The 11,214-nt window shown below is 63.0% G+C and carries 14 protein-coding genes, 4 tRNA genes and 3 pseudogenes; 13 read left to right on the forward strand and 8 right to left on the reverse strand.

From position 1 onward, the window contains the following. Positions 1–217: 217 nt before the first annotated feature. Positions 218–400, reverse strand: a pseudogene (locus tag ACLP4W_RS27675) (hypothetical protein); the annotation flags it as partial. A 122-nt stretch (positions 401–522) separates the two neighbouring features. Here ACLP4W_RS27675 and ACLP4W_RS27680 point away from each other — a divergent pair. Then, positions 523–1,418 (forward strand): annotated as a pseudogene (locus ACLP4W_RS27680) (tyrosine-type recombinase/integrase). A gap of 72 nt (positions 1,419–1,490) precedes the next feature. Continuing rightward, positions 1,491–1,625: pseudogene (locus ACLP4W_RS27685) on the forward strand (site-specific integrase); the annotation flags it as partial. A 32-nt stretch (positions 1,626–1,657) separates the two neighbouring features. On the opposite strand, the gene ACLP4W_RS27690 reads toward ACLP4W_RS27685, so the two are convergent. From ACLP4W_RS27690 to ACLP4W_RS27700, 3 genes are all read right to left on the reverse strand, one after another. Continuing rightward, a tRNA-Phe gene (locus tag ACLP4W_RS27690) sits at positions 1,658–1,734 on the reverse strand. A 26-nt stretch (positions 1,735–1,760) separates the two neighbouring features. After that, a tRNA-Asp gene (locus tag ACLP4W_RS27695) sits at positions 1,761–1,837 on the reverse strand. Positions 1,838–1,868: 31 nt separating this feature from the next. Then, a tRNA-Glu gene (locus tag ACLP4W_RS27700) sits at positions 1,869–1,941 on the reverse strand. 123 nt (positions 1,942–2,064) lie between these two features. Between ACLP4W_RS27700 and ACLP4W_RS27705 the strand changes: the two genes are divergently transcribed. Beyond that, positions 2,065–2,137, forward strand: a tRNA-Lys gene (locus ACLP4W_RS27705). 24 nt (positions 2,138–2,161) lie between these two features. On the opposite strand, the gene ACLP4W_RS27710 is transcribed toward ACLP4W_RS27705, so the two are convergent. From ACLP4W_RS27710 to ACLP4W_RS27720, 3 genes are read right to left on the reverse strand one after another with little or no spacing between them, the layout of a single operon-like run. Continuing rightward, on the reverse strand, positions 2,162–2,506 hold the full coding sequence (locus ACLP4W_RS27710) for a tyrosine-type recombinase/integrase (protein ID WP_442390560.1): 345 nt from the start codon (positions 2,504–2,506) through the stop codon (positions 2,162–2,164). 37 nt (positions 2,507–2,543) lie between these two features. Then, complete coding sequence (locus tag ACLP4W_RS27715; RefSeq protein ID WP_442390561.1) at positions 2,544–3,374, reverse strand: site-specific integrase; 831 nt, start codon at positions 3,372–3,374, stop codon at positions 2,544–2,546. Continuing rightward, positions 3,337–3,894, reverse strand: a complete 558-nt coding sequence (locus tag ACLP4W_RS27720; RefSeq protein WP_442390562.1) for a helix-turn-helix domain-containing protein — start codon at positions 3,892–3,894, stop codon at positions 3,337–3,339. The genes ACLP4W_RS27715 and ACLP4W_RS27720 overlap by 38 nt, the downstream gene beginning before the upstream one ends. A gap of 106 nt (positions 3,895–4,000) precedes the next feature. Between ACLP4W_RS27720 and ACLP4W_RS27725 the strand changes: the two genes are divergently transcribed. The 9 genes from ACLP4W_RS27725 to ACLP4W_RS27765 all read left to right on the forward strand — a co-directional run bounded on the left by ACLP4W_RS27725 (position 4,001) and on the right by ACLP4W_RS27765 (position 9,221). After that, positions 4,001–4,189, forward strand: a complete 189-nt coding sequence (locus tag ACLP4W_RS27725; RefSeq protein WP_442390563.1) for a helix-turn-helix transcriptional regulator — start codon at positions 4,001–4,003, stop codon at positions 4,187–4,189. A gap of 33 nt (positions 4,190–4,222) precedes the next feature. After that, positions 4,223–4,624 carry a DUF2742 domain-containing protein gene (locus ACLP4W_RS27730; protein WP_442390564.1) on the forward strand — a complete coding sequence of 134 codons (402 nt, stop codon included), beginning with the start codon at positions 4,223–4,225 and terminating at the stop codon, positions 4,622–4,624. Continuing rightward, the gene (locus tag ACLP4W_RS27735) at positions 4,621–5,997 is read left to right on the forward strand and encodes a DUF3631 domain-containing protein (protein WP_442390565.1); all 1,377 of its coding nucleotides are present in this window, start codon (positions 4,621–4,623) and stop codon (positions 5,995–5,997) included. Before ACLP4W_RS27730 ends, ACLP4W_RS27735 begins: the two co-directional genes overlap by 4 nt. Further along, a complete protein-coding gene (locus ACLP4W_RS27740) occupies positions 5,994–6,251 on the forward strand; it encodes a hypothetical protein (RefSeq protein WP_442390566.1) in 258 nt (85 codons plus the stop codon). Before ACLP4W_RS27735 ends, ACLP4W_RS27740 begins: the two co-directional genes overlap by 4 nt. Then, positions 6,248–6,532 (forward strand): hypothetical protein, encoded by a 285-nt coding sequence (locus ACLP4W_RS27745; RefSeq protein ID WP_442390567.1) that lies wholly within the window; start codon positions 6,248–6,250, stop codon positions 6,530–6,532. Before ACLP4W_RS27740 ends, ACLP4W_RS27745 begins: the two co-directional genes overlap by 4 nt. Next, on the forward strand, positions 6,529–6,816 hold the full coding sequence (locus ACLP4W_RS27750; protein WP_442390568.1) for an HNH endonuclease: 288 nt from the start codon (positions 6,529–6,531) through the stop codon (positions 6,814–6,816). Before ACLP4W_RS27745 ends, ACLP4W_RS27750 begins: the two co-directional genes overlap by 4 nt. Positions 6,817–7,195: 379 nt before the next feature. After that, on the forward strand, positions 7,196–7,495 hold the full coding sequence (locus ACLP4W_RS27755; protein WP_442390569.1) for a hypothetical protein: 300 nt from the start codon (positions 7,196–7,198) through the stop codon (positions 7,493–7,495). Further along, a complete protein-coding gene (locus ACLP4W_RS27760; protein WP_442390570.1) occupies positions 7,492–7,638 on the forward strand; it encodes a hypothetical protein in 147 nt (48 codons plus the stop codon). Before ACLP4W_RS27755 ends, ACLP4W_RS27760 begins: the two co-directional genes overlap by 4 nt. A gap of 215 nt (positions 7,639–7,853) precedes the next feature. After that, the gene (locus tag ACLP4W_RS27765) at positions 7,854–9,221 is read left to right on the forward strand and encodes a phage major capsid protein (protein WP_442390571.1); all 1,368 of its coding nucleotides are present in this window, start codon (positions 7,854–7,856) and stop codon (positions 9,219–9,221) included. Positions 9,222–9,538: 317 nt separating this feature from the next. On the opposite strand, the gene ACLP4W_RS27770 is transcribed toward ACLP4W_RS27765, so the two are convergent. Further along, entirely contained in the window at positions 9,539–10,015 is a 477-nt protein-coding gene (locus ACLP4W_RS27770) for a PE family protein (RefSeq protein WP_442390572.1), read from the reverse strand. A 252-nt stretch (positions 10,016–10,267) separates the two neighbouring features. Here ACLP4W_RS27770 and ACLP4W_RS27775 point away from each other — a divergent pair, with 252 nt between their 5' ends. Then, positions 10,268–11,095 (forward strand): hypothetical protein, encoded by an 828-nt coding sequence (locus ACLP4W_RS27775; RefSeq protein WP_442390573.1) that lies wholly within the window; start codon positions 10,268–10,270, stop codon positions 11,093–11,095. Positions 11,096–11,214 lie beyond the last annotated feature (119 nt).

Raw genomic sequence — 11,214 nt, forward strand, 5'->3', positions numbered from 1 at the left:
AGCCCTAGGAATCGGCAATCGCTCCAGGAGCCAAGGGTGCTCACCGGCCGGCGGCTCGGTGATCAGCCTCCCGCTCAACAACCAAGATCCCCGTCAAGGACACGCTGATCGAATCCCATTAGGAGTCATGATCGCCAGTACCTACGCTCAGGGCGATCCCGAGTAATTGTCAATACGGGAGTTCGGGTGGGGTGATGTAGATGGGTCGTTCGAGGAGTTAGCCTTCGTGGAAAGTGGCGCCGGCGCGGACGAGGCCGACCAGGTGTGGGGCATTGACAGCTCGCCAGCGGGCCGGTGCGGCCTCGATGAGCTTGTAGACCATGGCCAGCCCGGCTGCGCGCGAACCCGGCCCCGTGGTCACTCTCGTCCTCAAACGTACTGTGGCGAAGGTACTTTCGATTGTTATCTCGAGTTCGCTCGGCGGCGTCTTCGATGTCCGACACACAGGGCTGAGGTCACTGATTCTGCGCGCTGGACGTGGTTATCTGCAGTCGTCCAGGAGGCAGAGCCTGCGGGCGGACGATGCAAGTTGCACGAGCCATCTCCTCTGTTTCGTCGCGTGAGTCGTGGACGGCTCTCGGCAACGACGATGCCCCAGTAGCCCCGGTCGACCGGTATCTGGCGTATCTGAACGACATCGAGCGGTCGCCGAACACGGGCAAGGCGTACGCGCACGATCTGAGGGACTGGTTCGGTTTCCTCGCCGAGCGTGGGCTGGACTGGCGGGCGGTGCGGCTCGACCACGTCGGTGAGTTCGTTGCACGGCTGCGGCTGCCGCCGCAGGCTCGCGACGGGGGCCTCGCGGCGTTGCCGTCGGTGCCGCATCACTACCCGGAATCGACTGTGAACCGCGAGCTTTCGGCGGTCGGCGCGTTCTACACCTACGCCGCACGCGACGGCGTGGATGTCGGTGGACTGTTGACGTCGTGGCAGGTCGGCGGTGGGCGTGGCGGACGGAAGCCCTTCCTGCATCACATCAGCAAGAGCGCGCCGAGGTCGCGGCGGGTGATTGCGTTGAAGGTGCCAAAGAAGCTGCCGCGGGTGCTCACTCCGATCGAGGTGCAGGCCGTTTTGGACGGCTGTGAACGGTTGCGGGATCGGTTGCTGTTCGCTGTGCCCTATGACACCGGGATGCGGATCGGTGAAGCACTCGGGTTGCGGCACAACGACATCGCCGCCGCCGAGCGTGAAGTGACGGTGCGACGGCGCGACAAAGCCAACGGTCCCACACTGGCTGTGGCACACGGTGGCGACCCGGCTGCTGCGCGATGGCGTAGGCATCGAGGTGTTCGCTCATCTGCTCGGACACGCGCACGTGCCCACGACGACCGCGATCTACGGGCACCTCACCGTGGAAGGACGCGCGGCGGGCCATGGAACAGGCCGGTTGGTTCACCAAGGGACAGGTGCGGTTGTGACCGCGCCGTCGCCGAAGCCCGCCGGTTCGTCCAGGCTGCTGGGCAAGCTGATGGCCGCGGTGCGCAGCGAATTCCGCAACCGCGAATACCTACAGCGATCTCTATGCCGATGAACTCGACCACGTAGCCACAAACCTCGACCGGCTCCATAGCTCCCCCGCAAACCAAGCGAACGGCCAGGCACCGGACACACCGAAACATCCGTAGAGTGCCGTCACCGCGTCCGTGTAGCTCAAGACTGGTGGCCAGGGGCGGGATCGAACCGCCGACCTTCCGCTTTTCAGGCGGACGCTCATACCGACTGAGCTACCTGGCCGGAAGGCAGCGAGTGCCTCGCCGTGCTGGCGACCCTGACGGGACTCGAACCCGCGACCTCCGCCGTGACAGGGCGGCGCGCTAACCAACTGCGCCACAGGGCCTTGCTACAACTCCGCGTTACCGCGTCGCAGGTACCCCCTACGGGATTCGAACCCGCGCTACCGCCTTGAAAGGGCGGCGTCCTAGGCCGCTAGACGAAGGGGGCCAGAACCGAATCTCTCCGGGGTACTCGCAACATTGGTTACGTTGGGAGCCAAGCCAGCTTAGGTCACCGCGGGCCGAATCCTCAAACGAGCTTCGTTTCTAACCCAGTATCCTGAACCTTCGCGCCCCTATAGCTCAGTTGGTAGAGCTACGGACTTTTAATCCGCAGGTCCCAGGTTCGAGTCCTGGTGGGGGCACCGAAACGAGACGATGGCCATCGCTTATTCACCGGTTATGGATCGGTCCAACAGGGCTGCAACTTCGGTGTGAACCTTCCCCCGCCGCATGTATCGGTCCTGAGTCATCGACACTTTCGCGTGCCCGATCTGGTCGGCGCCGACCCTCGCGGACAGGCCCGCGTCATCGATCATCGTGGCCACCGACTTGCGGAACGAGTGCGACGTCACATCGGGAACCCCAAGGCCATCACGAACCTTCCACCATTGCTTATCGAAGTTGTCGGGGTCGCGGCACGTTCCAACCGACGACGGGAAGATCATTCGCTGCTCGCCCCAGAACGGCCGGCCGCGCCGCTCGACGAGTGCGCTGATGGCGAACTCCGGCAACGGGACGGTGCGCTGCGACGAGTGCGTCTTACCGCTGTCAAGGCGCTTCAGGCCCTCCCCTTGGATCCGCGCGATCTTCGATCCGCGCGATCTTCCCCGACACGGTGATCGTTCCGGCCTTCTCGTCGAAGTCCTCCCAGCGCAGCGCCAACAGCTCCGAGCGCCGTAGCCCGGTGGCGATGAAGATGACGAGCGGGTCCACCAGATCCGCGGCCCGGCACACCTCCGACGCCCGCAGATTGCCCAGCAGCTCGCGCAACTGCATGACGTCCAGCGCGGGAGCGCCCTTGGGTTTGCGATCCGACTCAATACGGCTCACCTGAGCGACCGGGTTCGCGCCCAGGACGTCATCGAGCACTGCGATCTGTAGGGCACCACGCAGCAGTGTGCGCCCGTGGCGGGCCATGTTCGCGCCGTGCGCCTGGCGCATCGAGCGGATCACCGCGTTCAGCCAACCCGGTGTCGCATCACCCACGCGCAACGCCTCGCTGAACTTCCGCAGCTTACGGGCCGCGCTGCGGTACGTGGTCAGCGTGGAAGGCGACTTGCCATTCTCCGCCAGCAGCGCAAGATGCTGCTCGATGAGATCCGCGATCCTCGTATCGAGCGAGATGTCACCAGACACGCCCGGAGGCCGGCGATCCTTCAGCGCCTCAACCAGCGCATCCGCGGCGAGCTTGCCGTGCTTGTCGTGTTCGTCGGCAGGCCCACGGCGCTCCACGATCCTCGTGACACCATCTGCATCGCGGAACCGGGTGCGCGCCATCCAAACTCCGCCGCCGAGATAGGTGCGGTTGATCTTGCCGTGCTGCCCGATCCGCAGCGGTGGCCTACCCGCCATCGGTGCCCCGTAGCTTGTCGATCTCACGTTGGATCCGGGTGATCTCGGGGACCACGTCCGTCGCTTCATCCCATTTGCCCGAGTCGCGGCCCTGAAACACTTTCATCAGCGTGAGCTTCCGTCCCTCAAGATCGGACACTTTCCGCGCGGCCTCGACCGGTTCGAGGTTGGAGCGATATTCGTCGGGGTCATCACACACCCACGCTGACGGTACATCTACTTCCCCCGAAAACCATTGCAGTGCCACCGTTTTGGACGCCATAGAGCCGGGCAGCATCTCGATTGAGTCACCACTGAGCGGGTCGGGGTACAGCAGCGCGATCGGCGCCGTGTTCAGCGCTCGGGCCAGCACCATCAGCTCGACGGTCGTGACGTACTTGCGCCGGCCACTCTCGAGGTCCGCGATCACGGGCCTGGTGACGGTGTATCCGAGTTCAGCGGTTCGATCAGCAAGCCATTGGGCCGATCGACCTCGATCTTTCCGCAACTGGCGGATCGCCTGCGCAACGCGGGCGGCCTGCTCATCCGCCCAACTTTGTGGGGACACACGCAAAACATAGCACATTTGCGGACATCAACAAAATGTGTTGGAATTACATCTGCGCAACTCAGGAGAGCTGCAAATTGAGTACCATCCCACAAAGGGAGTGCTGATGTCAGAGAACGACTGGTTAACCCGCCAGGAAGTAGCCGATAGGGCGAGGGTCCCCGTGGCCACGGTCGCGCAATGGGCACACAAGGGCTGCGGACCCCGATACGCATTGTTCGGCCGCCACGCCCGCTACCGTCTCAGCGACGTAATCGCATGGGAGAACGCGCAATTCGTCGGCGAGGTGGTCTGAGATGTTGATCCCCATAGACGAGCGGGTAAGCACGTGAGCCACGAATGGGAAGGTCCCGGCTCCTCCGCAGAAACCGGGACCGACACCAGCAACCAGGTCAGCACCTGTACCACCGAGTTTAACAACTGGTCCCGACAGGTGTCGTGGTGGGATGTCCACGAGTTCGTCACCGGCTGGCTCCAGTGCGTCGGTGAATTCCCGATGGCCGGCACCCGGGCCTGGTGCTCCCTGACTGATAACGACCCGCGGAAGCTGGCCGCACTACTCGACGCGGCCCGGCATTGGGCATTACGGGTGGAGACCTGCCAGGAAGCCGAATGCCAAGCGTCACGTGACATTTCGGCCGCGGCCGATTGGTCCGGCATCGCGCAGAAGATTCGGCAGCTCAATGACTTCCGCGCGACGCGGCCGTGGGCGAGGCGGATGGTCTCATGACCGAATACGTCGACCGCTCCGACGAGCTGTTGGAAATGTATGCCGAAGACAACCCTAATGGCGCCGAGCTGCTCGACGACATCCGGCTGTTCCTCACTCGGTTCGTTGTCTACCCAAGCGTCCACACGCTCATTGCACACGTGTTGTGGATCGCGCACTGCTGGTTCATGCAGCACTGGGACTCAACACCACGAATCGCCTTTCTGAGCCCCGAGCCGGGATCCGGCAAGAGCCGTGCGTTAGAAGTCACTGAATCGCTGGTGCCGCGCCCGATTCATCAGGTCAACTGCACACCGGCCTATCTGTTCCGGAAGGTCTCAGACCCCGACGGCGCGCCAACCGTGCTTTATGACGAGATTGACACAATATTCGGACCGAAAGCCAAAGAGCATGAAGAGATCCGAGGCTTGATCAACGCCGGCCATCGCAAGGGCGCGATCGCTGGCCGCTGTGTTGTCCGCGGCAAGATCGTCGAGACTGAGGAACTGCCCGCGTATTGCGCCGTCGCGTTAGCAGGGTTGGATGACCTGCCGGACACCATCATGTCCAGATCGGTCATAGTCCGAATGCGCCGCCGCGCACCGAATGAACCCATTGAGCCATGGCGCCAGCGCCTCAATGGGAAAGAGGCCGCCCAGCTGTACGCGCGGCTCTTGGGCTGGTCTACCAGCGCTCAACCGCTCGAAAACGGCTGGCCGACAATGCCCGACAGTGTAACCGATAGGGACGCCGACGTCTGGGAAAGTCTGCTGGCCGTCGCTGACCTCGCTGGCGGCGACTGGCCCCACGTGGCTCGTGTAGCCGCTGTAACTCTTGTAACCGCATCCTCAGCGCGAAAGCCCAGCGTCGGCGTGCTGCTCTTGCGCGACATCCGCACGGTGTTCTCCGGGTCGAGCCTGGACAAGATGTTGACCACCGACATCTTGGCGGCATTGAACAAGATGGACGAATCGCCGTGGGCAACAATCCGGCGCGGCGAATCGCTCGATTCCCGCGGTTTGGCAAACCGACTCAGTAAGTACGGGATCGGGTCGAAGGCACTGCGCATCGGCGACGAAGTGATCAAGGGATATTCGCGCGCTCAGTTCCAGGATGCGTGGAGTCGCTACCTCGACGACGAAGGTGCCCCCAAAGCAGAAGATTCATCGGTTACAGCGGTTACAAGCACAACAGACCTTTTCAACGAAGTGGATTCCCCACCCGATGTAACCGATGTAACCGATCCCCTAGAGACAAAGGCAGAAACTCCCACCCTCAATGGCCACAAGCCGCTGCCTGAAACCACACCCCGCCGCCCTGGCTGCGTATGCACCAACCAACTACAGGCCTGCTACCACTGCGAGCAACTCGCAACGAAAGGAAATCACGAATGACCGCCGACGAGCTGTGGTGCCCCGTCCCAATCGCGCGCTACGCCGACTCGTACTCCATATCCACCCGTCACCGCGTCCGCAGCGAGGAGCGCCTGATCACCCACCCCGGGCCGTGGGGAAAACCACTGACGCGGGTCGTCCGCTCCCGAATCCTCAAGGTCGGGCGCTACGGCAATGTAACTTTGTCCGTCGACAACACGCCCATCAGCGTGCAAGTGACCAGCCTCGCCGCCGCCGCGTTCGGTGCGTCATGAGCGCCGCACAACTCGACGCCATCTTGTCCGCTCTCCGCGCCGCGCCAAATCTCGAAGGCGCACTGTGTGCCGGTCAATGGGATCTGTTCGACCAGGTCAGCGACCCTGCCGCGGTCGAGCACGCTATAGGGATCTGTCACCAGTGCCCGCAGCTCGACCGCTGCCGCGCGTGGGTCGACAGCCTCCCACCAGTCAAGCGACCGCCGGGTGTGACGGCCGGCCGGCTGCACGACTGGGTGAGCCATGAGAGCTTGCGGCGTCCACGCAAGGCGGCATCGTGAGCGGCGAGTACAGCACGCCCCGCTGGAAACGGCTGCGAGCCACCTTCAAGGCCGACTGCCGCGCACGCAACGCGCCCTGCTGTCATTGCCACCAGCCGATCAACTACGGGCTCGGCGGCAATCATCCTGACGGATTCACTGCCGAACACGTCGTCCCCCGCAGCGTCAACCCGGCTCTGTTTTGGAGGCTCGACAACCTTGCTCCCGCGCACATGCGCTGCAATTCTCACCGGCAGGTCACGCCGATGGCCGGGCCCGGCGAGTGGACGCGGCCGACGTGGTGAACTCGTACGCAACGCTAATTAGCTATGAAGTTGCCACGGCAACCCGAAAACGGAACAGAAATTTGGTTGACCAAACATCCGTTCCGCGGGCTGACCTGCATGTTTGCGTGCGAGCCCAGTCCAGCAACGGACGCTACACCCGTATACCCTCCGCAAATGCCATCTGAACTGCGGAGATGGGTAGCCCCATCGGATCTAGCAACCATCCGTCAGGCTCCGAGGCACGCACCACGCCATATCGCCCGTCAGGATCCGTTACAACGTTGCAGGGCCAGCAAAGAAAAACATTGCTGACGTGCGGCAATGTGGTTACAACGTGTTTGCTACCAGCCGGAAGCCCGCTGGTCAAAAAGTTACAAATCGAGAGGAAAGTGTAAACATGACCGATCAATCCGACGCCGCAGGCGCCATCGCGGCCAGCATGGCCTGCCGCTGGCTGGCGGCGCACCATGCGGAGGAGCCCGTGGCCGCCGAGATGATGGCGACGCTGCGCAGCGAGCCACGCGGCTTCGAGCTGGTGTTCGGTGCGTTGGCCGACATCTTCCTGAGCACCCTTAACAAGCTTGATGCTGACGGTGCCATCCAGGGCGGTGTCCAGGTGTGGCTGGACCGCCTGGCGTTAAATACCGGCGCAGCCGCCGACGCTGTGGTCACCCGCTACCTCGGTGGCACACCGTGAACGAGGAACTACGCGCCCACCTCGAGGTGCTGATCGAGCGCCGGAATCGTTACGCACGGCAACTCGACGGTTTGCAGGAGCGGGCAGAACGCCTCCGGGACAAGATCGGCAAGATCGACAGCGAGATCGACGAGTACCAATAGGGTTTACGTACCATACCCGGGCACGGTATAATTAGGCTTGGCTCGCTCCTGCGCCCGCGATCTTGATCGCCGCGCCGAGGGACCTTGTACCGCCTGGTTTGCCGGCGTTGGCACGGCGCGGAACCCGCGGAAATCCACACGTTTGACTTGTCCTGCCTTCAAGGCGCAGCGGTTCGCTGCGCCCATCTAAAGGCACACCCAGAAAGCACACACCTATGGACGATTTACATGACCTCCGCGACAGGGCGGATGCGGCGCGCCAGCGGATTATCGCCCGCGCCGAAGCTCGCGGAGGCCCCGACGAGCGCCTCACGGACGCAGAGGACCGCGAGTTTCGCCGACTAACAGACACCATCAAAAGTCTGGAAGTCCGGATGGAAAACGCCTACCTGGCCGAGCGTCGGGCCGCGCTGCATTCCGCGGCGGACAAACTCTTTACGGCCGCGACGGCCGACACCACCAAAGGAAATGGCATGACCAACGACCCCAGGCTCGAGTACTTAAAAGAAAGTGCGACCTACACCGAGCACAACCAAACCGGCCCCGAACGCCGGTCCTTTTTCAAGGACCTCATGGCCGTGTCGCTGCCGGGACGTGACGTCAGCGGCGAGGCCGCGGCGCGCCTGGCACGCCACCAGGAAGAGATGCGGGATGCGGGTGTGGAAGTCCGCACTGATCTGAATACCACCTCCGGTGACGGCGGGTCGTTCGTACCGCCAGCGTATTTGCTCGATCAGTACATCACGTATGCACGGCCGAGTCGTCCGGTGGCGAATATCGTTGCGCAGGAAGCGCTTCCGTCGACCATGCAGGTCAACATTCCCAAGATCCTCACTGGTACGGCGGTCGCTCCCCAGGCCACCCAGAACACGGCAGTGACCGAAACCGACTTGACGGACGGTTACGTCACGTCGAACGTGGTCACGATTGCGGGCCAACAAACGGCATCTCGGCAGTTGATTGACCAGTCACCGGTTGCAGTGGACGCCATAATCTTCCGGGATCTCACGGCGGCGTTCGCGGCCGAGACCGACCGCCAGGTGCTGAACACGACGGGCTCGGGCAACACACTGACCGGCATCTTGCAGACCAGCAGCATCGGCGCGTACACCGCGAGCACCAACGCGATCGCGTCGGTTTACGGCGCGCTCGGTCAGGCTACCGCCTACATCTGGAAGAATCGCTTCCTCGGCCCGGACGCCATTGTGGTTTCCCCAGCTCGCTGGGGATCGTGGATCACCCAGCTCGACAGCACAAACCGCCCGCTATTTCTTCCCACCGCCAACGGACCGCTTAACGCAGCTGGTCTTTTGCGCAACGTGGACGCGCAGGGAATCGTCGGGGAAGTGCTCGGCGTTCCGGTTGTGGTCGATGCGCAGATTAGTGATCAGACGGCTTTGGTCGGGCGTTTCTCCGACGCGGTTCTTTTCGAATCGGGCCCCCGCGCTCAAATCTCTTTCGAGCCTTTGGCCAACCAATTATCGGTGCTGCTTTCGGTGTGGGGATATGCGGCGTTCGGGGTGCGCTACGCGCAGTCGTTTGTCGCTATTACGCTGACTGAGACGCCGACGTACGGCTCATAAATGCTCGACCTCGAGGAATGGTTTGAGGACCTCGTCGCCGCCGACGAACCGCTCGGCGACGACGAGCTCAACTGGATCGAATAAAGGCTTGGCGGCCGTCGGTCGAGAGTGCCCCCGCGCTAATCCCGCGGGACTCCCGGCGCGCTGCCGAGAAGTGGGCCGGCCTCGGTCCTGCTAGGGGTGTCCCCGGGGCCGGTTCCACGCAAAGGAGAAGGCCGTCGGATTCCTGGCCGAATTCGCTGACCGACACGAATACGTGCCGTGGCTCAACGCACCCTGCTCATTTGCCCCGTGCGGGCTTTTGAATACCGGGTCGGTCACAGCCCCAGCTCTGCCAGCAGCACCGGCAACAGCGTTGGGTCTTTCAGGATGGCGCCGATGAGTTCGACCAGCACGCCGAAGAAAAAAGGCAACCACAAAGGGCTGAAAAGGATCAAGACGACGAGCACCCCCAGATCGCCCTGAATCGAGGGCGGCAGCAGCGACAACAGCGACCCCAGCAGGGACGCGGCGCTGCTGGCCTCGGTCTGCGCATAGGCGGCCCCACCGCTCTTGAGTGTCTGCACAAACTGGTCGTTAAACGCCGCCGCCTGACCGGCCAGCGCCTGATAGCCCTGAGCGTGCGCCGAGAACAGGTGCGCGATGCCCGCCGACACCTCATCGGCGGCTGCGGGCACCACCGCGACGGTCGGGGCCGCCGCCACCATGTGGGCCGCGCTGACGTTCGCGCCGATAGTGGCCAAGTCCGCTGCCGCCGCCGTCATCATCTCTGGGTCCGCGATCACATACGACATGTCTGTCCTCCCACCCGCTCGGTAGAGAAAACATCGGCTAGGCAAAAGTATCGCGCGAACTTGTCGGGTCTGCCGCGAGTAGTCAACTACTCCATTAACGGGTTTTCTCCGGGGCGCCGTCGGGAGAGTGGGCCGGGCGGCGCCCCGGATGAGATCGGGCCGCCCCGAGGAGAGAGCGGCGGACCGATCAATTGTTCAGACGCCGACTTCGAAGCGATCTGGTTCCCCATCGGGCCGTCGTAGCCTGGCTGCGTGACTCAACAACCGCGCTTGATTGGAATCGATCGTTTGGACTGGCAAGAGAAGGCGGCCTGTTTGCTCGCCGTGCGTGTGCTCGAGGCTGCGGAGGCGGAAGCGTGGGACGTCGATGGCCGCCAAGGTGTCGTGGATGCAGTCCTGACACTCCGGGACGGTCGTAAAGCAGCGTTCGAAGTGACAAATCTGGCGGCCGAAGGTGCGCTTAAACTCGCAATGCTGCTCGCCAAGGACAACCACAAATGGCCACTACCCGGTGACTGGTGGTGGAACATCGAGGTCGGCTCGCTGGAAGACCTGCGGCGGCTGAAGCAGTGCTACGAGAACATCATCCTGATCTGCGAGCACGCCGGGGAACCGTATCCGTACCAGATTGCGTGGGAGCCATCGGCGCACCCGGACCTGCAATGGCTTGTGTCCGAGTCGTCATCCCAGATGACTGGCTACCCGAATCAACTTGCGAAGGACTTGAAAAACCCTGGGGCGATGGTGGTGCCGGTTGCCGGCGGCGGCTTTATCGATGAATCGTTGTCGGGTTTTGCGAACGCGCTCAGCGCGGCATTCAAAAGCCCCAATATTGAGAAGCATTTCGAGAAGCTCGCCAAGGCCGACGCTGACGAACGCCACCTGTTCATCCCGCTGCACGACAGCGCCCTCCCGTTCAGTATCTCCTCGGAACTCGTTTTTGAGGACACGCTGCCACCTGACCCGCCACCGCTCCCGGACTCCGTAACGCACCTGTGGCTGGCGCCCGAAGGTTCTCGAAGGGTGCTCTTGTGGAGCCGCGACGCGGGCTGGCGGAACTTCCCGACTAAATCCAGCTGATATGTAGGCATTGTTTGTCAATAGGCAGGTGAAAGCCGCCCCGGTTTATGCCGGGGCGGCTTTCGTTTGATCGGGTGTCAGTCGCTGCCGCGGCGGTCGTTGGTCAACGACGGTGGTGT

This window comes from Mycobacterium sp. (assembly GCF_052145595.1).
Taxonomy (GTDB): Bacteria; Actinomycetota; Actinomycetes; order Mycobacteriales; family Mycobacteriaceae; genus Mycobacterium.

Excerpts from the sequence above, each read along its gene's own strand:
- ACLP4W_RS27755 (WP_442390569.1), top strand. The coding sequence starts at position 7,196 with ATGACCGATCAATCCGACGCCGCAGGCGCCATCGCGGCCAGCATGGCC.
- ACLP4W_RS27735 (WP_442390565.1), top strand. The coding sequence starts at position 4,621 with ATGACCGAATACGTCGACCGCTCCGACGAGCTGTTGGAAATGTATGCC.
- ACLP4W_RS27765 (WP_442390571.1), top strand. The coding sequence starts at position 7,854 with ATGGACGATTTACATGACCTCCGCGACAGGGCGGATGCGGCGCGCCAG.
- ACLP4W_RS27745 (WP_442390567.1), top strand. The coding sequence starts at position 6,248 with ATGAGCGCCGCACAACTCGACGCCATCTTGTCCGCTCTCCGCGCCGCG.
- ACLP4W_RS27740 (WP_442390566.1), top strand. The coding sequence starts at position 5,994 with ATGACCGCCGACGAGCTGTGGTGCCCCGTCCCAATCGCGCGCTACGCC.
- ACLP4W_RS27725 (WP_442390563.1), top strand. The coding sequence starts at position 4,001 with ATGTCAGAGAACGACTGGTTAACCCGCCAGGAAGTAGCCGATAGGGCG.
- ACLP4W_RS27770 (WP_442390572.1), bottom strand. The coding sequence starts at position 10,015 with ATGTCGTATGTGATCGCGGACCCAGAGATGATGACGGCGGCGGCAGCG.